This is a genomic window from Candidatus Sulfidibacterium hydrothermale (assembly GCF_020149915.1).
In the GTDB taxonomy this organism is placed as follows: domain Bacteria; phylum Bacteroidota; class Bacteroidia; order Bacteroidales; family F082; genus Sulfidibacterium; species Sulfidibacterium hydrothermale.
The window spans coordinates 3,067,656-3,091,986 of the sequence record NZ_CP083760.1 but is presented as its reverse complement, the minus strand read 5'-3'; the positions used below and the strand labels follow the sequence as shown (position 1 = coordinate 3,091,986).

The following is a 24,331-nucleotide window of genomic DNA, read 5'->3' as shown; positions in this document are numbered from 1 at the left end:
CCTGTTACAGTTAAACCATGGTGATCCGGGTACCTCCATTGTCGATTCCTAATTTTTCCGTATCGGTAATGATGGCATCTTTCCCGGTATTTTTTACAAAATTTATAGCTGCTCTGACTTTTGGCTTCATACTGCCTTCTCCGAATTGTCCTTCACGCAGGTATTGTTCTGCCTGCAGGATGGTCATTTTGTCGATGGCTTTTTCCTGAGGGGTGTTAAAGTTGATAAACACTTTGGCGATATCGGTCAGAATAAAGAATTTATCGGCCCGGATGCCAATGGCTAATCGTGAGGATGCCAGGTCTTTATCAATAACAGCTTCAATTCCTTTCAGTGTTTTTTCGGCTTCGTAATAACAAGGAATGCCGCCGCCGCCCACCGTAATTACAATATGTCCTTCGCGGGCAATTTTTTCAATGGTTTTTTGATTGAATATTACCAGCGGTTCCGGAGAAGCCACAACTTTTCGCCACCCTCTTCCGCGGGCATCTTCTTTAAAGACAGCACCTGTTTTTTTCATGATGTCCTCAGCCTCTTCTTTGGAATAATAGGGGCCGATAGGTTTTGTCGGGTTTTGAAAAGCCGGATCGTTTTTATCAACCAAAACCTGGGTGATCAGGGTAATGATATCGCGAACTTTATTTCGTTTCATTAATACATTCCGGAGCTGTTGTTCCAGCACGTAGCCAATAAATCCCTGTGAATAGGCACCACACACATCCATTGGCATTTCCGGAATCCCATACAGCTTTTGTCCGGCACTGTTGGCCAGCAAAATGTTTCCTACCTGTGGACCGTTTCCGTGGGTTAAAACCAGATTGTACTTTTTAACGAGTGTCAATAATTTTTTACTGGCTTCGGCTGCATTGGCCGTTTGTTCCTCAATCGTTCCTTTTTGTCCGGCTCTCAGTAATGCATTTCCACCGAAAGCTACAACGGCTAATTTTTTCATGTTTTATATTTTTAAATAATTATAAATCAAAATCATAGATAAAAATTTTTTATTAGCAATAAATCAATAACCCACCCTGCAAACGATGTTTGCATTTTTTAGTTCTTGATTTGAGTAGAATTCTGCTTTAGGGAGAAACACCAGCGATCTCCCGCAGATTTATTGTTGCATTCTTTCCCAAAGACGAAGGGCCTGTTTTTTGGTAAATGTTAAAACATCTTCTTCGTTAATGGTTTGTATCTTGCGGTCTTTTACAATGAGTTGTCCGTTGGAAATGACATGGCGGACATCGGAGGCCTGAAGCCCGAAAATAAAATGACCAAGAAAATTCTCTTCAGAAACCGGGGTGGGGCTTTTATAATCGAGAATGACCAGATTATTCTCACCGTCTCCGGTAAAATGATTCTCATTTAAATAATGATGAACATTTCTGAATCTTTGATAGGCTTTTGAAAAGTCGATATCATCAAAAGTTTGTCCTACGAAATAAGCCTGTTGTGCAGAGCGAATCATATCACTGTGCATCCCGTCGGTGCCCAGCATAATACGGTCACCCAGGTTTTCTCCGTTGAAAAATCCCACATGATTGTTCAGGTTACTGTCCGGATTTTGTACTACCCAGGCTTTGGATTGTTGAACCCATTCTTTTTCGGCATGCGAGAGGTGGAGACAATGTCCCAGGATCGTTTTGGACGAATCGAGGGCTCCAGTATCTTTCAGCCTTTCCACAACCGATTTTCCAAATTCTTTTCTGGTAAATTCCTCATCAAAAACATCTTCTGCCACATGAATATGAAATCCGGAGTTATATTTTTCCGAAAGGATGGCCGCTTTTTTCAGGGTTTCATTTCCCACGGTAAAAGAAGCATGAAGTCCCACCAGCCCCTGATGGTTTTGCAGGTAACTTTCGGTTTCTTCCAGTCCCTCTTCAGCAATATCTTTTCCGTCACGGTCAGAAATTTCATAGCAGAGCAGATGGCTGACACCTACCTGGTCAAAAGCTTTGGCGATAATTTCCAGCGAATCACGTACTGCATTGGGTGAAGCATGATGGTCAATTGCAAAGGTAGAACCGGCTTTGGCACAGGCAATGGCTGTGGATAAAGCACTGGCTTCGATCATGTCACGGTCCAGCGCCTTGTCCAGTGTCCACCAGATATATTGCAGAATCTCAACAAAGTTTTCAGGATTTTTTTTAGGAGCACCCATGCCTCTGGCCAATGCAGAATAAACATGATGGTGTCCTACCACAAACGATTTGGTCACGATCATTCCCTTGCAGTCCAGTACTTCAGTATCTTCAGAAACAGGATGGGTTGTTTCCAAAAACGTTATTTTTCCGTCTAATCCCGGTTCTACCAGTAAATTGGTTTCTTTAAACCGTAAGGTTTTCCAATCCAAAAACCGGGCATTTTTTAAGAGAATCGACATAGATCGTTCAGATTAAATAACAACTCGTTTTAATATTTGTTTAAAGGTAAACGGAACCTTTGTCTTCCATCGTAGGCACACAGCGCATTCGCCACGGCGCCTGCTGTGGGGACAAGTCCGATTTCCCCGATTCCTTTGGCTCCGTAAGGTCCTACAGGATCCGGTACTTCTACGCCTTTAACCACAATTTCAGGGGTTTCGTGGGCGCGTAAAATTCCCAGTTTCCGGTATTTTTCATGAACGAGATAACCTTCTTTCATCGGTAAATCTTCCGAAAGGGCATACCCCAATCCCATGGCTACAGCTCCTTCAATTTGTCCTTCAAAAAGCATGGGATTCATGATTTTACCGGCATCGTGGGCTGCAATGAGCTTTTCTACTTTTCCTTCATCATTCACAATACATAACTGAGCCGCATAACCATACGAGTAATGGATTTTCGGGTCTTCCACCTGGTCCGAAGGTTTATTGGTCCAGTCACAAACATATTGTCCGCTATAAGTTTTTCCGGCCAGTTGTTGTAAGGTTTTGTTTTTCAGGTCTTCTTTTAACGCCTGTGATGCATTGATGATGGCCAGTCCTACCAGTGCCGTAGCTCTGGATGAGGTGGTCATTCCGGTTTTGATGCCGGCCTCGGTGTCGATGACCACTTCAATGTCATCAGGATCGATACCGGTTTCCTGACAGAGTGTTTGCAAAGCCATATTGTTCACGCCTTGCCCCATTTCTGTCCATCCATGGTTCAGACGAACTTTTCCGTTCTCGAGGATTTCTATTTTTACTTTCGATTCATCAATCATTCCATTCCCCACGCCGGAATTCTTTATTCCGGTAGCCAGGCCGGCGTATTTGGCTTTGTAAAAATCATCTTTTACAGCTTCAAGGCAGGCGCGAATTCCCACACCGTAAACCCGTTGTCCGGTGGATGTGGTCAATCCGTCGGTTAATGCATTGTCCCACCGGAATTTCCACCGGTCGAAACCTCCCTGACGGCAAATATCGTCCACGCAGACTTCCAGCGCAAAGGTGACCTGATTGGCACCAAACCCGCGCATGGCGCCACAAGGGATATTGTTTGTATAAATGGTGCGTGCTGTCATGGAAACAGACGGAATGTAATATCCGCCGGCGGCATGGCCGGCAACTCTTTCGAGTACTTTCATCCCTACTGAAGCGTAAGCCCCGGTGTCGCCATAAGCTTCCAGTTTAAGGGCTACCAGTTTGCCATTCTCATCGGCTCCGACTTCCATGTCCATAACGACCGGGTGCCGTTTAGGATGTAAACGAATGGATTCTTCACGGGAAAGTGTGATTTTGACCGGCTTTTGCAGGATATGTGCAAACAAAGCCGTGTGTCCCTGAATGGAAAGATCTTCTTTTCCGCCAAATCCGCCGCCGTTAGGAACCAGTTTTACATGAACTTTTTCTTCCGGAATCCCCAGGATCATAGCTACTTGCCGTTGGTCTTCGTAAATTCCCTGGCTTTGGCTGTACAATAAAATTCCGCCGTTGTCATCCGGAAGGGCCAGCGCCGATTCTTTTTCCAGGAATCCGTGTTCAATGCGTTGGGTTTGGTATCTTCCTTTTGAAATATATTTTGCTTTTTTAAACGCTTCTTCCGGATCGCCAATGGTTACTTTTACCGTATCGAAATTGTTGGGGCGTTCAGGATGAACCCGCTCGCCATCAATGGCTTCAAAAATATCGGTTACGGGTTTGTGTACTTCGTAATCGATATGAATCAGCTCAACGGCTTTCCGGGCAATCTCTTCTGTCTGGGCTACAACGCCGGCAATCACATCGCCGATATAATGGGTGGTTTCGCCTTCGTCAATCATAACTGACCAATCCTGAAGGATAAGGCCAACCTTTTTCTCGCCCGGAATATCTTTTGCTGTGAACACCCGGATTACACCTTCCAGTGCTTCGGCCTCCGAAGTGTCAATTTTCAACACTTTGGCTTTGGGATAGTCGCTTAACTTCAGCGCTCCAAACAGCATGCCGTCTACTTTCAGATCGTCCACATATTTTTTGATTCCCAGCGCCGCTTCCATGGCTTTGTATTTCGGATGCGATTCTCCGATTTTTCCGGATGTTTTTCTGAGCTTGAGATGCTGGTGATTTCGTAAGGCTTCTGCAGCAGCAAGGGCTCCTTTTTCGATTTTTTTATAGCCTGTACAGCGACAAACGTGGGGTTTAAAAGCTTTACGCAGTTCTTCAACTGTAGGATTCGGATTCTTTTCGAGCAAAACTTTTGTGGTGGTGATAAATCCCGGCGTACAAAATCCGCACTGTACAGCGCCTTCGTTCACCATGGCTGTGGCGATCGTTTCTTTGATGTATTCGGGGAAACCTTCCATGGTAAGGATGGTAGCATCTTGCAGGGTGCCCATTTTGGTTACACACGAGAGTTTGGCTTTCCCGTTAATTTCAACGGTACAAGCACCGCAGGCAGCCTGTCCGGAACATCCGTCTTTTACAGAAGTGATGCCCAGATCATTTCGTAAAAAATTCAGAAGGGTAACGTTTTCGTCCCCTTCGTAAGTCATCGTTTTTCCGTTCAGGTTGAAGGTTATCATGATATTAAGTTTTGGAGTTCGGATAAATCAGGGGAGATGGCTGCGGGCAGAGTAATAACTTTTTGCACGGCATTCAAGTCTTTTAATCCGCTGCCGGTAAGTAATACGATGTTCTTGCTGTCCGGGGCAAGTTTGTGGTGTTGGTGATAATGCAGGTATCCGGCAAAAGCTGTGGCTGCAGCCGGCTCGGAAAACAATCCGGTGTTGGATGATAATTGTTTGGATGCCTGTAAGATGGCATCGTCATCTACGGCAAGTACTTCACCCTGATATTTCTGTAAAAACTGTTTGGCCATGTGGAAATTCCTTGGAATATCCACGGAAATGGAATCGGCGAGGGTGTTACTGCTGCGGAATTCCGTTGTGGAGGAGAAAGCGTTCCGTACCAGATTATCACTGCCAGATGACTGAACAGCAACCATAATAGGCATCCGGTCGATCAATCCCAGTTCCAGCAAATCTTCAAACCCTTTATAGACGCCGGAAATGATAACCCCATCGCCTACCGGAACAAAGATCCGGTCAGGAACCGTTTCGTTCATCTGGTCAAAAAGTTCAAATGCTACGCTTTTTTTCCCTTCAATGGTCATGGGGTTGAAAGCGGTATTCCGGTTGTACCAGCCAAATTTTTCTGTGGCCTTTACACTCAGGTCGAAAGCATCATCATAAGTTCCTTTTACCGGGACAATTTGCGCACCATACATTACGATCTGGGTGAGTTTGGCCAGCGGTGCTTTTTCAGGAACGAGCACAATGGCTTTTTGTCCGGTTGAAGCACAGATACCGGCCAGTGATGATCCGGCGTTTCCGGTCGATGCGGTGATAATGGTTTGGATATTTCTTTCTTTGGCAAAGGCAGCTACTAATGCCGAAGCTCTGTCTTTAAAAGAATAGGTCGGGTTTAAGGAGTCGTCTTTTAAATACAGTTTTTCTTTCAGGTTTGTTCCGTTTAAGCGGTGAATGGAATAAAACGGTGTTTGCCCCACTCGAAGAGGCGGAAAGCTTTCCAGGCTCTTTACCGGATAAAGGTCTAAAAAACCGGATGCTTTAAGCGATTGAAAATCCGGATATTTTTCTTTTATTTTTTCGTAAGGATAAACGACCTTCAGTACACCTTCGGGGGCTTCTTCCAGGCTTTGATTGCGGCTGCATTCAGGACACAGGTATCGAACCTCATTGTCATGATATTCACGACCACAGTTAACACACCGATAATAAAATTTTTCTGTTTGTACCATTTTATTTCTGTATTGAACCGGAAACAAAGTTAAGCAAATGTCAAAAGACGGATCTTCCGTCTTTTGACATTTACCCGAAAAGGTTGTTTTTATAATTCTTTTAACAAACCGGTACGGTCGTTAAATTCTTCAATCAATTGATCCCAGACTTTTACCTGGTTAAACAGTTTCGGCCAGATTTCACGGTCATACCATAAGGTGTTCAGGTCTTCCACTTCTTTGGCCTGTTGTTCTACCCAGGTAAAGTATTTCAGATTATGAATGGCTTTCTGGTCTTGATATCCCAGTTCGCGCATATTGTCTGTTTTTTGTCCGGTCAGGCAGCCTGAGAAATCGGCAGCGGCCTGGTAAGCGGTATATTTCCCCCGTTCTTCTTCCAGTTCTTTCAGTCGCGACAGATACATATCTACCGAGTCAGTAGCTACAGTGACGATCATGTCATCTTCTGTCATTTCAAAATATTTGGCCGTTTTGATAGCCGTAAGCAGGTTCGCAATGGAAGAAATTCCCATTAACGGGAGATGGTCGATAAGTTCCTGGTCGAATCCGATAGAGCGCAAATATTTTTGACCTTCCGGATCGTTAAAGAGACGCAGCAAACGCATCGGTTCTTCGTCGTCGATAGCCGAAACAACATCGGTATTTTTAGTGTTGTGAATCCACGGAACATGTTTGTCGCCAATTCCTTCGATACGGTGTGCGCCAAATCCGTTACGCAGCAGGGTGGGGCATTGTAAAGCTTCGGAAGCCACTACTTTGATGTGCGGAGCAATGGTGCGCAGGTAGTCACCGGCAGCAATGGTCCCGGCGGATCCGGTTGCCGATACGTAAGCCGCCAGCTGGGTTTTTTCGTTTTTGGTCAGTTCAAAAACTTCTTCGATAGCCTGACCGGTAACGTTGTAATGCCAGGCTGCATTTCCGAATTCATCAAACTGGTTGAAGATAACGATATCGTCGCGTGTACGGCGCAATTCCCAGCATTTGTCATAAATTTCTTTTACGTTTGATTCGCTTCCCGGGGTGGCGATAACGGTTGATTTTACTACGTTACGCAGCCAGTCGAAACGTTCCTGGCTCATTTCCTGTGGCAGGATAGCAATGGGCTCTGTACCCATCAGGCGGCTGTCGAAAGCACCACCACGACAATAATTACCGGTAGAAGGCCAAACGGCTTTATGATAAGTCGGATCAAATTCGCCGGTGATAATTCGCGGAGCAAGACATCCGTAAGCGGCTCCTACTTTATGGGCTCCCGTAGGAAAGTATTTTCCCACCAGCAAAACAATACGGGCTTTTACGCCGGTAAATTCAGAGGGGAGCTCGAAGTAATTCGGTTTGCCAAATAATCCTCCCTTTTCTTTGGGTTCGTTTTTCCAGGTGATGCGGAACAGGTTTAACGGATTGATATCCCACAATCCGACGTTTTTTAAAGCTTCTTTTATTTTATCCGGAATTAATTCGGGATGACGTTGTTGTTCAAATGTAGGCAGAATGATTTTTTGTTCTCTAAAACGCTGAACAGCGTGTTCAAGGGCTTCTTCGTTTACTACCCGGTCAGAAAAATGTATCATGGCATTATTATTTTTTTAGTTGTACTTTTTTGTTTTTGCAAAGATAGATATATTTTATAAATCAAGCTTTAAACAAGTAAATCATCTTATAATATTTTGAAATAAAGAAAAAAGATATTATTTTTGGCGGTAAATGTAGTATTTTGTCATTTTGGATTAATTTTTATCCTTAACTTGTAGAAAAATCAGCTGCATTTTTGTTCAAAACAATTTAAAACGCTTGGAAAAATGGAAAAAAACAAAAGACTAATGGATGAGATTGACCGGAAATTGCTCAATTTATTGCAGGAAAACAGTCGAATTACTATCCGGAAATTATCAGAAAAATTATATCTCTCCACCACGCCGATTTATGAACGAATTAAAAAACTGGAAAAAAGTGGTCTGATTAAGCAATACATTACCTTGCTTGATCCTAAGAAAATTGACCGTAATCTGGTGGTTTTTATTTCCATCAATCTGGCCCGGCATACCAAAGAAGTTGTGGAGGCTTTTGAAGATGCTATTGCCAAGCTTGATGAGGTGAGTGAGTGTTATTACATTTCTGGGAATTTTGATTTCTTATTGAAAGTTTATTGTAGGGATATGGATGATTATCATGATTTTTTAACGAATAAGCTATCGGTTATTGAGAATATCTCACAGTTTTACAGTTCGTTTGTGCTGACCAATTCCAAGCTGTCCTATACTTTTAAATTGTAATACTGTGTTGCGGACGTTGGATTAATTTTTGATTTTAGAGGTGTGTCCGGAAAATAACAAGGGCGGAAATTCGTGAAGAATTTCCGCCCTTGTTGATGTTTTTTCAAAAATGGTAAAAGCTAAACTTCCTGAATCAATTCTTTGGCTACTTCTTTAATTTCTTTTTCGGCTTCCTTTACTGGTTCGTCAGTTTCGCCGGCTCCTTTGCCGCCATTAAAGAAGGCGTTAAGGGCAACGGCTGTGATGGAACCCAATGTAATTCCGCTATGCAGAATGGTTTGGCTCCAGCTGGGAAAATGTTTAAAAAATTCAGGGGCTACCAATGGGATGATTCCGATACCAATACTGATGGCTACAATAAAAATATTGTGTTGGTTTTTTGTAAAATCAACACGGGAGAGTGTTTTGATTCCGCTGGCTGCCACAATGCCAAACATGGCAATTCCGGCACCCCCCAAAACCGGATTGGGTAAAGAAGCAATAATCGTTGCCAATTTGGGGAATAATCCCAAAACGACCAAAATGACTCCGGATGTAGCCACTACAAAACGGCTTTTTACTCCGGTTAATCCCACCAACCCTACATTTTGGGCAAAAGCGGTATAAGGAAAGGCGTTCAGTGCCCCACCAAGCATGGTGGCAAAGCCGTCGGCCCGCAATCCGCGGGTAAGGTCTTTTTCTTTTATGGGAAGATCAATGATTTCTCCAATAGCCAGAAAATCGCCGGTTGATTCTACCATGGTTACCAGCATGACGATAATCATGGCTAAAATGGCGCCGGTATCAAATTTTGGCCATCCATAATAAAAAGGAGTGTCTACTCTTAGCCAGGGGGCGCTGGAGAGGCCGGAAAGATCAACCAGTCCTAACGGCCAGGCAATAAGCATCCCCACAAATAATCCGATTAAAACGGAGATGTTGGCAATAAAACCTTTAAAATATTTGTTAATGGCTAAAATGGTTAGGAGTACAATTCCGGCAATAGCCAGAAATTCTAAAGAGGCATAATTCGGGTTTCCAAAGCCGCCTGCCGACCAGGCGATTCCTACAGGAAGCAGTGATATCCCGATGATGGTAATGATGCTTCCGGTAACGATGGGAGGGAAGAATCGTAAAAGTTTACTGAAATACGGGGCAATAAGAAAGGTGAAAAAACCCGCCACAATAACGGCTCCAAAAATGGTTTCCATTCCCTGTGACTGGGCAATTAGAATCATGGGAGTAACGGCAGCAAAAGTAACTCCCTGAATTACAGGAATGCGAATTCCCATTTTCCAGATTCCCAGGGTTTGAATTAAAGTGGCAATGCCGCAGGTAAATAAGTCGGCATTGATCAGAAAAGCCGTTTCGGCTTTGGTAAGGTGTGCTGCGCCGGCAATGATAAGCGGAACAGCAACCGCTCCGGCATACATGGCCAAAACGTGTTGTAATCCGTAAACAAACAGTTGGCCTCCCGGTAGCATTTCGTCAACAGGGTGATTGCTTCTTCTCATAGGTAAAAGGTTAAAGTGAATAAAAATTAAATTTTCAGCGACCTAAGTTAAAAGGTTTTATCCGGTTTTTGTCGCTTCCATTAAAAATTGGGAAAATGTTATTTTTTGCATTCTGTTCGGATTTAATTTTAGACGTAAACAATATTATATATGTGTTTTTGTGATTATTTATTCTATAGAAGAGAATTAAATATAGTGATAAAACCTACAAAAGAATAATGTTATAGGTGAATAATTATTTTTCATAAATGTTTTTTGTGCCTTTTGACGGAAAAATTGGGTTGATAAATTGAAATTATCCGTGTTTTCTTTGGTATTCCACAATGTCGGCAGCCACTTTGTGGGCCTTTTGTCGGATGCTTTCGGTGTTGATGGTCAGGAGCTTTCCGTCTTTTACCACGATCTGTCCGTTGACAATGGTCATTTTTACCAGGCTGCTGTTTCCGCAGGTAACCAGGCTGACCAGAGGATCGTGTGAGCCCGCATAGGCAATGTCGTTCAGGTCAAAGAATATAATATCGGCGGCCATGCCTTCTTCCAGTATTCCGATGTCGTTTCTGCCCAGTACTTCTGCGCCGCCTCGTGTGGCTGTACGCAGAATTTGATAGGCATTTAGTCCGTTGCTGCCATATTTCAGGTGGTTAAGCAGGTAAGCCCGTCGAATTTCTTCCCACATGTTTGAACCGTCGTTGGATGCGCTTCCGTCTACAGCAATACTGAGCTTTACTCCGGCTTCCAGTAATTCGGTAGTAGGACAAATGCCGCTAGAAAGTTTCATGTTGGAAGATGGGCAATGGGCTACTCCGGCACCATTGAGCAGCTTCATTTCCGCCTCATTGAGGTGAATGACGTGGGCAAACCAAACATCCGGACCGGTCCAGCCCATATCGGCCATGAGTTCTACCGGACGCCGGCCAAATTTTTCTAGGCAGAATTTCTCTTCGTCTTTTGTTTCGGCCAGGTGGGTGTGCAGCATGACATCTTTTTTCCGGGCCAGTTTACGGGTTTCGATCATTAGTTCGGGGGTTACCGAAAACGGAGAGCATGGTGCCAAGGCAATGCGTTGCATCGAAAACCGGCGATTATCATGGTAGGTGTTGATTAACCGTTCGGAGTCTTCCAAAATAATTTCTTCTTTTTGTACCACAGAATCCGGAGGAAGTCCGCCCTGACTTTTCCCCAGCGACATGGAGCCCCGGGTGGCATGAAACCGGATACCAATTTGAGCGGCAGCTTTAATTTGTTCGTCAATGAGTGTGCCTGGTTGGTTTTTTGGGAAAACATAATGGTGATCCATGGTGGTTGTGCATCCGGTGCGTAACAATTCGCTAAATCCAACCAGCGCACCATAGTAAACGGCTTCGGGAGTAAGATGTTTCCAAAATTCGTAGAGCCCGATAAGCCAGGGGAATAAAGGCATTTCCTGTACTTCGCGGATTCCCCTGAAAAGCGTCTGATACAAATGGTGATGGGTATTTACAAAACCCGGCAGGGCAATAAGTCCTGAACAGTCTATTATTTCTGTGTCAGGTGAGGGAGTGAGGTCTTTTCCGATGGATGCAATCCGGTTTGTTTCTGCTAAAATATCCTGATTGGATAAAATTTCGTCACGTTGATTAAAAGTGACAAGAGTCGAAATGTTTTTGAATAAAACAGCCATTTTGTATTTTTTAAAAGGTTCTTTTTTTGGTGAAAAAACAGGTTTAATCCCTGTTTTGCTAAGATAAAATAAATGTTACGGAAAATCAACTAAAAAGCATATTATTTATGGGATAGTTGGGTGTTTTTATAGAAAAAAAACCTATATTTATTTAATAAATCAGAATAAATAACAAATGTTTGTTTTTACGAGAAGCTACCCTTTCTTTGGGCAGCTTCTCGTTTGATTTGTTGTTTTCTTAAAGGATAAATTTGAGAATAAACAAAGCGGTCAGGATATACATCATCCAGTTGACATCATTATGTCGGCCACTCAGTACTTTTAAAATAACATACGAAATCATGCCAAAGGCAATGCCATCAGCAATGCTATAGGCGAGCGGCATTGTGATGATGGTTAAAAAAGCAGGAATACTTTCCGTATAATCGGCAAAATTGATTTTTTGTACCGGGCTCATCATAAAAGAGCCGACGACAATCAGTACGGGTGCGGTAGCTGCTTCCGGAACCATCAAAAAAACGGGAGCCAGAAACAGGGCCAGGATAAAAAGTATAGCAGTAGTAAGAGCGGTTAAACCGGTTCTTCCACCTTCGGCGACCCCGGCTGCGCTTTCCACGTAAGTGGTTACGGTAGAGGTGCCCACCATGGCGCCGAAAGTGGTTCCGATGGCGTCGGCCAGAAGGGCTTTGTTAATTCCGGGAAGCTTTCCTTCCTTCGTCAACATATTAGCCTTGGATGCTACACCGACCAGCGTACCTACGGTATCAAACATATCCACAAACAAAAAGGTAAACAGGATGATTAGCATGTTTATTGTCAGGATGTGGTGCCACTGAAATTTGAAAAAGATAGGAGCAATGGAAGGGGGAAGCTGTACGAGGGATGCGTGTGGAAAATGGGTAATGCCCAACGGAATACCGATAAGGGTGGAGGCAAAAATCCCCCAAATCAAAGCTCCTTTTATCCGCAGCGCCAGTAAGATTCCGGTGATGAGTAGTCCGGATAATGCAATCCAGGCTGTTGGATTGTTCAGGTTTCCCAATGTAACCAGTGTGGCCTTATCAGAAACGACAATTCCGGCCCCGTGAAGTCCGATAAAGGCAATAAACAATCCGATTCCGGCCGAAATAGCATGTTTGATGGTAAGCGGAATGGCATCTACAATCAGTTCCCTTATTTTGAAAAAGGTTAACAGGATAAAGATGATCCCTTCAAGAAAAACGGCTGTAAGGGCAAATTCCCAGGAATATCCCATTCCTAATACGACAGTGAATGCAAAAAAAGCATTCAATCCCATTCCGGGAGCCAGAGCAAAAGGAAGATTAGCATATAAAGCCATAACCAGTGTAGCTACAATGGACCCCAAAGCCGTAGCTGTAAAAATGGCATGGGGGTCCATTCCGGTTTTGCCGAGGATTCCCGGATTTACAGCGAGAATGTAGGCCATGGTTAAAAAGGTGGTTAAACCGGCCATGAATTCAGTGCGGACATCGGTGTTGTGCTTTTTTAACTGAAAGTAATTCTCAAACATAACATTTCCCGTAAAATATTAAGTTAAAAAAATTTTTCAGATTAAAAAGTCCATTTTACAGCTGCTGTAGCTACAATTCTAAAGTTTTCAATAATAAAATTATTTTCCAGATCGATTTCGGAACCCATGGAAAAATGTTGTCCAAAATTATACCAAAATTGGGGTTGGGAGAGGAAAACCATGTTGGTGTGATTGGTTGTTCCGTCGCTGTGTGTATAGTCTTTGTTTTCATGCCAGAAATCGAAAAATCCGGAAACGGTCAGCTTCTTCTTAAAAAAGTTCAGTTTCCAGACTCCGGTAATCTGAAAGGATGGATAGTCTTCTCTAACAATGTATTTGTAAAGTAATTCCAGAATAAAGATTTTATTGAAATCTTTACTTGCCCAGGTGTATTGCCCCCCGAACAGCCAGGCATTTTTAATTTCGTAGGCGCCATTGTAAGGGGTGGCTTCGTACATCCCAAAACCACCGTTATATTCCACGTGGAAATCAATGGGCGGTTTCCAGAATCGTAAATTTCGTGAAATTTCCCAATAGGAAGTATTCACCCCATAAAGGTTGTCACTTACCTTATAGTTCATGTCAATGAAAAAGTAAGTACTTCCCCATTTGTCCACATTAAAACTTTCGACGGTGGAGAGAAGGTGGGCCTGTTGGTCTTTGGCTCCAAAAACCCAGTGAAGCTGAATGTCGGTTTGTGCAAAAGTGGTCAGGCTAAGCACAAAACCCAAAAAAAGGAGAAAAAATCTTTTCATAAGGCAATTTTTTAATGGGTTAATTAAGAAATAATGTCGACCCTAAATTAAATGGATTTTCTCCAGCTTTGAAATTTCTGAAAAAATTTGGAAAAAGTAAATATTTTAAAACCAGTACGTTATTATTTTTAGATAAAAGATCTATAAATTTATATATTTATAATTAAATATTCTATATTTTATAGATAAAAGCAGGATAAAAAGCTGTATATATTGTTTGTTTAAGTAAAATAGGATGTTTTGTTAAATAAACGGGGGCTGTGGGATGTAAACAAAAAAAGCCGGAGGAAATATTTCCTCCGGCTTTTCCAGGTTTGGGAAAAGAAAAAGATTAATCTTCCTCTTTTTGTGATTCTTCGTATTCTTTCAACAGGCGTTCCTGTACATCGGTTGGTACCTGTTGGTATTGATCGAATTTCATGGAGAAAACACCACGGCCTGAGGTAATGGAGCTAAGAGATGTGGCATATCTTGCCATTTCAGCTCCCGGTACTTTGGCTCGGATAATCTGGTTTTTGCCTTTGCTGTCCATTCCCATGATCATTCCTCTACGGCCTTGTAAATCGGTCATTACAGCGCCCATCATATCTTCAGGAACAATGATTTCCACATCGTAAATGGGCTCCATAATTTTCGGGCCGGCATCTTTAAATGCCATGCTAAAGGCGTTTCTTCCGGCCAGTTTAAATGAAATCTCGTTAGAGTCCACCGGGTGCATTTTCCCATCATACACATATACGATAATATCCCGGGCATACGATCCGGTCAACGGGCCTTCGGTCATGCGTTCCATAATTCCTTTCAGAATGGCAGGCATGAAACGGGCGTCAATAGCCCCACCAACAATACAGTTATTGAAAATAAGTTTTCCGCCCCACGGAAGATCATGTTCTTCCGTTCCTCTTACCGGAAAATCAGTGGGTTTCTTGTAATCTTCCACATAAGGTTGAACCCGTAAATGGACTTCGCCAAACTGACCGGAACCACCTGATTGTTTTTTATGCCGGTAACTGGCATCGGCAATTTTTGTGATGGTTTCGCGGTAAGGAACTTTGGGGGTAAAGATTTCTACTTCTACTCCGTTGGCTTTGGTCAGATACCATTTTACGGTGTTGATATGGAATTCTCCCTGGCTTTTTACCAGCAGCTGTTTCAGTTCCCGTGAAAATTCTATACCCAGGCTGGGGTCAGTTTTGTGCATTTCGTTAAGCAATGCTCCCAGTTTTTCATCGTCGGCAGAATTTACGGCTTTAACGGCTACGGTGTACAACGGATCGGGCAACGGGAAAGGCTCAAAACCAGCTCCGGCATTTTTCGGATCCATCAGCGAGTCTCCGGTTTGTACATCTTTCAGCTTGATGGTCACAGCGATGTCACCGGCTTCTACTTTTTCTACTTTATCACGGTTTTTTCCGTTCAAAACAAACAACTGAGTGATCCGTTCTTTGTTATCGGTACGCGGATTGATCAGGTCCATCGCTTCGGAAATCACACCGCCATAAACTTTGAAATAAGAAACTTCTCCGAGATGTTGCTCAATAGACGTTTTGAAAATGAACAAAGCGGCCGGTTCTTCTGTAGAGCAATGGTATTCTTTTCCGTCAGTCGTTTTACGGGCCGGCATGTCATTAGGAGCCGGACAGGATTTGCTGATAAAATCAAGTAAGCGGGTTACGCCAATGCCATGTTTGGCTGATGAAACCATTACGGGGAAAATTGCCCGCGAAATAAGTCCCAGTCGGAGCCCCTCACGCATCTCTTCAATGGTAAGTGTGTCGTTTTCGAAATATTTTTCCATCAGGGCTTCATCACCTTCGGCTGCATTTTCAATGAGTTTCAGATGCAGTTCTTCCGCTTTGTCTTTTTCACTATCCGGGATATCCGATACTTCCGGTTCGCCGCCGCCGTCTTTAAATTTTAATTGTTTCATTAACACCAAATCAATAATGGTGTCAAAACCTTCTCCAGCATTTACAGGATACTGTACGACAGTTACTTTATCTCCGAAATAATCTCTTAGCGAATTGACGGCATCGTCGAAGTTTGCACTATGGTGGTCCAGCTGATTAACGACAAAGACTACCGGGCTGTTAGCCACTACGGTTTGCCGCCAGGCTGTTTCGGTGGTTGCTTCTACCCCGGCCTGGGCATTTACTGTGAGCAAAGCGGTATCCGCTACATTTAATGCGGCAATGGTTTCGCCTACGTAATCAGCAAATCCCGGAACATCGAGAATGTTAATTTTTTTATTGTCATAAATGGTATGAAGCAGAGCAGAGTGTACCGAATGTTCTCTTTCCTGTTCGATGGGTTTATAATCCGAAACCGTATTTTTATCTTCAATGGTTCCTTTTCTATTGATGATTTTTCCTTCAAACAGCATGGCTTCAGCCATGGTGGTTTTTCCTGATTTGGCACCACCAATAAGTGCTACGTTCCTAATCTCGCTTGTTTTGTAAACCTTCATATGCTTTTAAATTTTCGAATAGTTTTGTTGTTGTTCGTTTATTGTAATCTTAATATCCTGCCTGAATTTTGTCCCGCATACGTTTGAAAAAACAAAAAAACGGATTGAAAATCCAACAGGCCGACAAATGTAAAAAAAATCAACTTAGCAACGAACAGTGTTTTTAAATTCGTGAAAAAGAAAATTCGTTGAAACAGAGAATTTCTTTGTTTAGAAAATAAAGTTGAGAAACAAGAAGTATAAATCATGTTTAAAATTTGTAAGGATCCTTGGCTCAAGTAGGTATTATTCTTTGTGTGGAGAAAGATGGATATTAAACGGCTAAATTTTAATAATTAAAGGGGATGAAAAGAAAAGTTCTATTTTGTTTGATTATTCGTGATACTTTTTGTACTTTTACATCCCTTTTTCGAGAGGGAATATGTTGGAGTATGTCTGGTAAGAAAGTGGGGATGAAAAAGGAATGTTCTTATTTTTTCTTTTTGGGAAAAAAGTCTCGGTTTGGGAAAAATTGGACTAAAATTTTTCTTTACTGATAATAGTGTTTGGCTTGTAATTCCTGGAAAGATGAACAGAATGAAAATTTTGGAATAAAACTTGTTGATGAAATAACAGGTGAGATAAGTAGAACGAAAAAAGATTATATGTAAAAACTTTACAATGCAGTAAAATGAAAACCTTTACCCGGATATTGTTCATCCTTTTAGCTTCTATTGCTTTTGTTTTTTCTGCCTTTGGGCAAAATAAAAGCTTTGATGCCTCTTTAAATCCAGAGCAGGCAAAAAATCCGTCTTTTTTGCTTTGGGATTTCCCGGTAAATTTTCATGAACGTCTTCACCCGGCCTTTCCTTATCATGATAAACATAATAAGTCGCTTAATGTTCAGGATATAACACTTGATACAGTAAGTGTGACTTCTTATTTTGAAAATCCTAAACGATATATTTACACCTATTCATCCGGTAATTTAACAATGACCTTAGTACAGGAAGAAGGTAATAATGGGTGGGAGAATAATACGGTAAATATTTGTGTTTATGACACTTCCGGAAATAAGCTGGTTTCAATTTGGGAAAATTGGCAAGATTCGGTTTGGGTCAATGCCGCAAAAAACATTTATACATACGGTTTTAATAATGTAATGGAAACTTGTGTGGGAGAAATATGGAATAATGGGGAATGGGAAAAATCAGACAGTACAACATATACTTATGATGCCAGCGGTAAATTGTTGTCTTCTTATAAAGAGGTTTGGAATGACAGTACATGGGTCGATAATACTTTTGATTTGGCAACTTACGATTCTGTGGGCAATCTGGTGAATTTAACAAGCACGGTTTGGGATGATAGTTTGGGGTGGCTTAAAAAGCAACAATATTTTTATACTTACGATACCAACCACAATGTTTTAACTGCCCTTATTCAAAATGGGGTAAATTTCCAATGGCAGAACTTTTATAAAGAAGAGTATACTTATGATTCCGCAAATAATAAACTTTCTTATATCGGACAGACCTGGAGAGAAACTGACAGTACCTGGGTTAACTCCGAACAATATTTGTATACATATGATACTTATGGGTGGTTGACAAATGCGTTGGGACAAAATTGGGATACCGTAAATAACCAATGGGTAAACTATGTAAATGCACAATATACCCATGACCTTTATGGAGGAATTGAATCCGATTATGTTCAGCGATGGAATGACAGTGTTTGGGCAGATTCGGCATTAACACAATACGTATATGACAAATATGGAGATGCTATAAGCGGCGATTATTATACTTGGGATGGTAATTCCTGGGTCATTAATCAAGACGGCCCCTTCCAGGTATCTTATAATTACAATATTGATTACAAGTATTTTGTGGGATATCATTTTGATGCGGCTTATTCTACCCCGGTTGCCGAAGCCGTAAAAATGTTGAAGAGCCCGGTAAGTAAATTTGTCTGTATTCCGAATCCGGCATCAACATCTTCTGTGATTCAGCTGAATCTGGATGAAAAAACAAATGTAAACCTGAGTATTTTTGATATTACAGGTAAAAAATTAAAGACCATTTATAAAGGAAGTTTACCGAAAGGTACTTATCATTATCCGCTTTCATTGGAAGCTTTTCCGTCAGGTATCTATTTTGCCTCTGTTGGAACAGCTTATTCGATCAAAACAATTAAGATTGTATGGATGAATTAAGAAAATATTAACAGCTTAAAATACAATATCATGAAAAAGTTATTTCATTTTTTGACCCCCGGTTTCCTGACCGTTTTTATTCTTTCGCTCAGTTTGAGTGTGATGGGGCAAACTCCTTTTATCAAAGTAGTTCAGCCAAACGGAGGCGAAAGTTGGGCCGTGGGAACTACCCATGTAATTTCCTGGAACGACAATTTTACCAAACCGGTAAAAATTCTGTTGAGTACGGATAATGGTGTGTCTTACCAGACGATTGCCAATTCGGTAGAAGGAACAACCTGGAGCTGGAAAATTTCTAAAAATCAGGCGACTTCAGATGAGTGTAAAATAAAGGTCGTAAGTACTGTAAATGATCAATATGCTGATGAGAGCAATCATACGTTCTCGATAACAGCAGTACCGGCAAAAAGTAAGATTCGGGTTCTCCAGCCAAATGTAAAACATATTGAATGGGCAATCGGGACAGCGCATAAGATCTCATGGGAAAGTAATTTAGGGGATAAGAAAGTAAACATTGATTTAATATCGCACAATGCCGACAATACGACTTATGTTTCTGACGGATCCGGTTATCATGTGCTGAACATTAAGAATAATGTGGAAGGAACGACGTATGACTGGAAGATTCCCAGCAATCTAGCTACCGGAGATTACTACATACAGGTAAGCAGTGTGGATGATCCTTCCGAAGTATTCGACATGAGCAATAATACATTTGCGGTTACAGAAATGCCGAAAGGGAGTTTCATCAAAGTGCTTCAGCCGAATGTAAAACATATTGAATGGGCTGTGGGGACGACACATAAGATTTCCTGGAACAGCAATTTAGGGGATAAGCGAGTAAACATTGATTTGATATCGCACAATGCCGACAATACGACTTATGTTTCTGACGGATCCGGTTATCATGTGCTGAACATTAAGAATAATGTGGAAGGAACGACGTATGACTGGAAGATTCCCAGCAATCTAGCTACTGGAGATTACTACATACAGGTAAGCAGTGTGGATGATCCTTCCGAAGTATTCGACATGAGCAATAATACATTTGCGGTTACAGAAATGCCGAAAGGGAGTTTCATCAAAGTGCTTCAGCCGAATGTAAAACATATTGAATGGGCTGTGGGGACGACACATAAGATTTCCTGGAACAGCAATTTAGGGGATAAGCGAGTAAACATTGATTTGATATCGCACAATGCCGACAATACGACTTATGTTTCTGACGGATCCGGTTATCATGTGCTGAACATTAAGAATAATGTGGAAGGAACGACGTATGACTGGAAGATTCCCAGCAATCTAGCTACTGGAGATTATTACATACAGGTAAGCAGTGTGGATGATCCTTCCGAAGTATTCGACATGAGCAATAATACATTTGCGGTTACAGAAATGCCGAAAGGGAGTTTCATCAAAGTGCTTCAGCCGAATGTAAAACATATTGAATGGGCCGTGGGGACGACACATAAGATTTCCTGGAACAGCAATTTAGGGGATAAGCGAGTAAACATTGATTTGATATCGCACAATGCCGACAATACGACTTATGTTTCTGACGGATCCGGTTATCATGTGCTGAACATTAAGAATAATGTGGAAGGAACGACGTATGACTGGAAGATTCCCAGCAATCTAGCTACTGGAGATTATTACATACAGGTAAGCAGTGTGGATGATCCTTCCGAAGTATTCGACATGAGCAATAATACTTTTGAAGTAACTGCTTTACCGAAAGGAAGTTTCATTAAAGTAATCCAGCCGAATGTAAAAAATATCGAATGGGCCGTGGGGACGACACATAAGATTTCCTGGGACAGCAATTTAGGAGATAAGCGAGTAAACATTGATTTGATATCGCACAATGCCGACAATACGACTTATGTTTCTGACGGATCCGGTTATCATGTGCTGAACATTAAGAATAATGTGGAAGGAACGACGTATGACTGGAAGATTCCCAGCAATCTAGCTACTGGAGATTACTACATACAGGTAAGCAGTGTGGATGATCCTTCCGAAGTATTCGACATGAGCAATAATACTTTTGAAGTAACTGCTTTACCGAAAGGAAGTTTCATTAAAGTAATCCAGCCGAGTGTGAAAAATATCGAGTGGGCTGTGGGGACGACACATAAGATTTCCTGGGACAGCAATTTAGGAGATAAGCGAGTAAACATTGATTTGATATCGCACAATGCCGACAATACGACTTATGTTTCTGACGGATCCGGTTATCATGTGCTGAACATTAAGAATAATGTGGAAGGAACGACGTATGACTGGGAGATTCCCAGCAATCTAGCTACTGGAGATTACTACATACAGGTAAGCAGTGTGGATGATCCTTCCGAAGTATTCGACATGAGCAATAATACTTTTGCTATTACTCAGGCTGCGCCTAAAATTGATGTCTATCCTAATCCTGCGACGACAACTGTTACTTTAAAATTCAATGAAAAGGATAATGAAAACTACGTACTTACTCTATATAACCGTTTTAATATGCGGGTAATGTCAAAAGTGGTCAATACAACTTATATGAAAGAGGTGCGTATTAATACTTTTGATTTGCCAAATGGAATTTATTTCCTGCGCTTGAGTTCTCCTCATGGAGTAATTTCAAAGAAGATTATTGTCCAACACGATTGATAAGATTTGTAAGTAAAAAAAAGCCGGATTTATTCCGGCTTTTTTATTGAAAAACAGAGTGAAACAACTAACAGTTATTGTCCTGTTAAATAAATTGTTAAAAAGTATTGACTTTCGGTGAATATTTATTTAATTTTGGAACGGCGAAGGTAAATACTTGAAGATGATGGGCTTTGTAATAAAACTTTAATTATACGGCAATGAAAGAACAAGGATCTGTTTTACGGTTTTTCTTTTTGTCTGTCCTGTTTTTGACTTTTTATGGCGTATTAATGGGGCAAACGCCATTTATAAAAGTGATTCAGCCAAACGGAGGAGAAAGTTGGGCTGTTGGGACAACACATCTCATTTCTTGGAATGATAATTTTACCCAACCGGTAAAAATTATGTTGAGTACCGATAATGGACAGCATTATCAGACGATTGCCAATTCGGTAGAAGGAACTACCTGGAGTTGGGAGATTTCTAAGAATCAGGAAATCTCGGAAAACTGCTTAATAAAGGTCGTAAGTACGGTAAATGATCAGTATGCCGACGAAAGCAATTATACTTTTGCGATAACAGCAGTTCCGGAAAAAAGTAAGATTCATGTTATTCAGCCAAATGTAAAGAACATTGAATGGGCAGTAGGGACGACGCATAAGATATCGTGGAATACAAATCTTTCCGGGAAAGTGGATCTTTACCTGATACACTGCGAACCGGATGGTAGTGAGACTCAGCCACAGGATTCGATATTGATTAGCAAGGATGTTTTAGGCAGCACTTATGACTGGGAGATAACCAATGCGACGAAGTATCCGGTTTACGGTTATTATAAAATACGAGTGAGCAGCAGTTCCGATACCACGGTAACCGATTTGAGCAATAATACGTTTGCGATTACTGCCTTGCCGAAAGGAAGTTTTATCAAAGTACTTCAGCCGAATGTAAAACATATTGAATGGGCAGTAGGGACGACGCATAAGATATCGTGGAATACAAATCTTTCCGGGAAAGTGGATCTTTACCTGATACACTGCGAACCGGATGGTAGTGAGACTCAGCCACAGGATTCGATATTGATTAGCAAGGATGTTTTAGGCAGCACTTATGACTGGGAGATAACCAATGCGACGAAGTATCCGGTTTACGGTTATTATAAAATACGAGTGAGCAGCAGTTCCGATACCACGGTAACCGATTTGAGCAATAATACGTTTGCGATTACTGCCTTGCCGAAAGGAAGTTTTATCAAAGTACTTCAGCCGAATGTAAAACATATTGAATGGGCAGTAGGGACGACGCATAAGATATCGTGGAATACAAATCTTTCCGGGAAAGTGGATCTTTACCTGATACACTGCGAACCGGATGGTAGTGAGACTCAGCCACAGGATTCGATATTGATTAGCAAGGATGTTTTAGGCAGCACTTATGACTGGGAGATAACCAATGCGACGAAGTATCCGGTTTACGGTTATTATAAAATACGGGTGAGCAGCAGTTCCGATACCACGGTAACCGATTTGAGCAATAATACGTTTGCGATTACTGCCTTGCCGAAAGGAAGTTTTATCAAAGTACTTCAGCCGAATGTAAAACATATTGAATGGGCAGTAGGGACGACGCATAAGATATCGTGGAATACAAATCTTTCCGGGAAAGTGGATCTTTACCTGATACACTGCGAACCGGATGGTAGTGAGACTCAGCCACAGGATTCGATATTGATTAGCAAGGATATTTTAGGCAGTACTTATGACTGGGAGATAACCAATGCGACGAAGTATCCGGTTTACGGTTATTATAAAATACGGGTGAGCAGCAGTTCCGATACCACGGTAACCGACTTGAGCAATAATACGTTTGCGATTACTGCCTTGCCAAAAGGAACTTTTTTAACTATTATAAAACCATCAGATTATGACACCTTGTTGATCGGGTCACAATATCTGATATCCTGGAATACAAATTATCGTGGAAAATTTAAACTTTATCTCGTAGATATTTCCAGTGTTACTACGCCAGGTGCAAAGCCGTGGGTTTCTTATTTAGGATCAACGACAGGTACTACTTTTGGTTGGACGGTTCCGGATACGGTGCGTATTTCACATGGCTATGCGATATGTATCAGCAACAGCGATAGTACACTGGTGCGTCAAAGTGGACTTTTTATAGTCCGGAAAGTGAAAGGAACAATTACCGTGCTGAGTCCAAACGGCGGTGAAAAGTGGGCTGCCGGTTCCACTCATCTGATTTCATGGAAAAGTAATGTTCTCGGGAAATTTAACATTGGTATTATAAGACCTGGAGGAGGATCCGATTTAACGGCGATTGCCACCAATGTTCCCGGGTCAACTTATGCCTGGACTTTGCCTGATATACAGGGGGACCTGGAAGTTATTGTTAGCAGTGTGGATAACCCGAATATTTTTGATATAAGTGATAGTGTTTTTCATGTTTTACTTTATCCGCCGGGTTCGTTTATTCATGTTATTCAACCTGATGGTGGTGAAAAATGGCAAATTGGATCTTCTCATCTGATTTCGTGGAATACCAACCTGTCAGGACCTTTCGTCATTCATCTTATAAAGGCAAACGATGCTACAGCTAATTATGTTCTTGCGGATAGTGTTATGGGAACAACCTGGAGCTGGAAAATTGATACAACAATAAATGGCATTTCGATAGGCCCTGGCTCTGATTATAAGATCAGAATTTTTGATAAAAAGTTTGGTGTTTTATTCGGGGAAAGCGATACCTGTTTCACCCTGCTGGCTACTCCTGTTATTGATGCCTATCCGAATCCTGTGGCGACACAACTTACTTTAAAATTTGATAATAAGGATAATGAAAATTATTCCTTGGCGCTTTACAATCGTTATTACTTAAAAGTATTTTCTCGAAAAGTAAATACAGCTTTTGAGAAGGAGTTGAGAATTAATACGGCAAATCTCCCCAACGGCATTTATTTCCTGCGGTTGGTTTCCGAAAAGGGAATTATTTCACGGAAAATTGTAGTTCAGCATTAGTATTTGAATTTAAAAAGAGAAAAGGGCTGTCTGAATTATTTCGGACAGCTTTTTTTATCCGAGGAAATACGGAAAAAATGTTACCGGAA

The 24,331-nt window shown here is 41.7% G+C and carries 14 protein-coding genes; 4 read left to right on the top strand and 10 right to left on the bottom strand.

Features of this window, described 5'->3' with window-relative positions:
- Positions 1-10 precede the first annotated feature (10 nt).
- The 5 genes from arcC to LA303_RS12660 all read right to left on the bottom strand — a co-directional run bounded on the left by arcC (position 11) and on the right by LA303_RS12660 (position 7,771).
- Positions 11-952: a carbamate kinase gene (arcC, locus tag LA303_RS12680; RefSeq protein ID WP_240525748.1), complete on the bottom strand. Its 942-nt coding sequence runs from the start codon at positions 950-952 to the stop codon at positions 11-13.
- A gap of 159 nt (positions 953-1,111) precedes the next feature.
- Positions 1,112-2,383 (bottom strand): amidohydrolase family protein, encoded by a 1,272-nt coding sequence (locus LA303_RS12675; RefSeq protein WP_240525747.1) that lies wholly within the window; start codon positions 2,381-2,383, stop codon positions 1,112-1,114.
- 29 nt (positions 2,384-2,412) lie between these two features.
- Positions 2,413-4,962, bottom strand: a complete 2,550-nt coding sequence (xdh, locus tag LA303_RS12670) for a selenium-dependent xanthine dehydrogenase (RefSeq protein WP_240525746.1) — start codon at positions 4,960-4,962, stop codon at positions 2,413-2,415.
- Positions 4,959-6,200, bottom strand: a complete 1,242-nt coding sequence (thrC, locus tag LA303_RS12665; RefSeq protein ID WP_240525745.1) for a threonine synthase — start codon at positions 6,198-6,200, stop codon at positions 4,959-4,961. The genes xdh and thrC overlap by 4 nt, the downstream gene beginning before the upstream one ends.
- An 89-nt stretch (positions 6,201-6,289) precedes the next feature.
- Positions 6,290-7,771 (bottom strand): pyridoxal-phosphate dependent enzyme, encoded by a 1,482-nt coding sequence (locus LA303_RS12660; RefSeq protein WP_240525744.1) that lies wholly within the window; start codon positions 7,769-7,771, stop codon positions 6,290-6,292.
- 228 nt (positions 7,772-7,999) lie between these two features.
- Between LA303_RS12660 and LA303_RS12655 the strand changes: the two genes are divergently transcribed.
- Positions 8,000-8,473, top strand: a complete 474-nt coding sequence (locus LA303_RS12655; protein WP_240525743.1) for an Lrp/AsnC family transcriptional regulator — start codon at positions 8,000-8,002, stop codon at positions 8,471-8,473.
- A gap of 119 nt (positions 8,474-8,592) precedes the next feature.
- On the opposite strand, the gene LA303_RS12650 is transcribed toward LA303_RS12655, so the two are convergent.
- The 5 genes from LA303_RS12650 to LA303_RS12630 all read right to left on the bottom strand — a co-directional run bounded on the left by LA303_RS12650 (position 8,593) and on the right by LA303_RS12630 (position 16,379).
- Positions 8,593-9,966 (bottom strand): nucleobase:cation symporter-2 family protein, encoded by a 1,374-nt coding sequence (locus LA303_RS12650; protein WP_240525742.1) that lies wholly within the window; start codon positions 9,964-9,966, stop codon positions 8,593-8,595.
- A 295-nt stretch (positions 9,967-10,261) separates the two neighbouring features.
- Positions 10,262-11,626 (bottom strand): 8-oxoguanine deaminase, encoded by a 1,365-nt coding sequence (locus tag LA303_RS12645; protein WP_240525741.1) that lies wholly within the window; start codon positions 11,624-11,626, stop codon positions 10,262-10,264.
- Between the two features lie 238 nt (positions 11,627-11,864).
- Positions 11,865-13,157 carry an NCS2 family permease gene (locus LA303_RS12640; protein ID WP_240525740.1) on the bottom strand — a complete coding sequence of 431 codons (1,293 nt, stop codon included), beginning with the start codon at positions 13,155-13,157 and terminating at the stop codon, positions 11,865-11,867.
- 41 nt (positions 13,158-13,198) lie between these two features.
- Positions 13,199-13,912: a DUF5020 family protein gene (locus LA303_RS12635; RefSeq protein WP_240525739.1), complete on the bottom strand. Its 714-nt coding sequence runs from the start codon at positions 13,910-13,912 to the stop codon at positions 13,199-13,201.
- Positions 13,913-14,243: 331 nt separating this feature from the next.
- A complete protein-coding gene (locus LA303_RS12630) occupies positions 14,244-16,379 on the bottom strand; it encodes an elongation factor G (protein ID WP_240525738.1) in 2,136 nt (711 codons plus the stop codon).
- Positions 16,380-17,049: 670 nt separating this feature from the next.
- Between LA303_RS12630 and LA303_RS12625 the strand changes: the two genes are divergently transcribed.
- From LA303_RS12625 to LA303_RS12615, 3 genes are all read left to right on the top strand, one after another.
- Complete coding sequence (locus LA303_RS12625; protein WP_240525737.1) at positions 17,050-18,576, top strand: T9SS type A sorting domain-containing protein; 1,527 nt, start codon at positions 17,050-17,052, stop codon at positions 18,574-18,576.
- A gap of 30 nt (positions 18,577-18,606) precedes the next feature.
- Positions 18,607-21,228, top strand: coding sequence for a T9SS type A sorting domain-containing protein (locus LA303_RS12620; protein WP_240525736.1), 2,622 nt, complete (start codon positions 18,607-18,609; stop codon positions 21,226-21,228).
- Between the two features lie 200 nt (positions 21,229-21,428).
- Entirely contained in the window at positions 21,429-24,242 is a 2,814-nt protein-coding gene (locus LA303_RS12615; protein WP_240525735.1) for a T9SS type A sorting domain-containing protein, read from the top strand.
- Positions 24,243-24,331: the final 89 nt, after the last annotated feature.

Excerpts from the sequence above, each read along its gene's own strand:
- arcC (WP_240525748.1), bottom strand. The coding sequence starts at position 952 with ATGAAAAAATTAGCCGTTGTAGCTTTCGGTGGAAATGCATTACTGAGA.
- LA303_RS12675 (WP_240525747.1), bottom strand. The coding sequence starts at position 2,383 with ATGTCGATTCTCTTAAAAAATGCCCGGTTTTTGGATTGGAAAACCTTA.
- xdh (WP_240525746.1), bottom strand. The coding sequence starts at position 4,962 with ATGATAACCTTCAACCTGAACGGAAAAACGATGACTTACGAAGGGGAC.
- thrC (WP_240525745.1), bottom strand. The coding sequence starts at position 6,200 with ATGGTACAAACAGAAAAATTTTATTATCGGTGTGTTAACTGTGGTCGT.
- LA303_RS12660 (WP_240525744.1), bottom strand. The coding sequence starts at position 7,771 with ATGATACATTTTTCTGACCGGGTAGTAAACGAAGAAGCCCTTGAACAC.
- LA303_RS12655 (WP_240525743.1), top strand. The coding sequence starts at position 8,000 with ATGGAAAAAAACAAAAGACTAATGGATGAGATTGACCGGAAATTGCTC.
- LA303_RS12650 (WP_240525742.1), bottom strand. The coding sequence starts at position 9,966 with ATGAGAAGAAGCAATCACCCTGTTGACGAAATGCTACCGGGAGGCCAA.
- LA303_RS12645 (WP_240525741.1), bottom strand. The coding sequence starts at position 11,626 with ATGGCTGTTTTATTCAAAAACATTTCGACTCTTGTCACTTTTAATCAA.
- LA303_RS12640 (WP_240525740.1), bottom strand. The coding sequence starts at position 13,157 with ATGTTTGAGAATTACTTTCAGTTAAAAAAGCACAACACCGATGTCCGC.
- LA303_RS12635 (WP_240525739.1), bottom strand. The coding sequence starts at position 13,912 with ATGAAAAGATTTTTTCTCCTTTTTTTGGGTTTTGTGCTTAGCCTGACC.
- LA303_RS12630 (WP_240525738.1), bottom strand. The coding sequence starts at position 16,379 with ATGAAGGTTTACAAAACAAGCGAGATTAGGAACGTAGCACTTATTGGT.
- LA303_RS12625 (WP_240525737.1), top strand. The coding sequence starts at position 17,050 with ATGAAAACCTTTACCCGGATATTGTTCATCCTTTTAGCTTCTATTGCT.
- LA303_RS12620 (WP_240525736.1), top strand. The coding sequence starts at position 18,607 with ATGAAAAAGTTATTTCATTTTTTGACCCCCGGTTTCCTGACCGTTTTT.
- LA303_RS12615 (WP_240525735.1), top strand. The coding sequence starts at position 21,429 with ATGAAAGAACAAGGATCTGTTTTACGGTTTTTCTTTTTGTCTGTCCTG.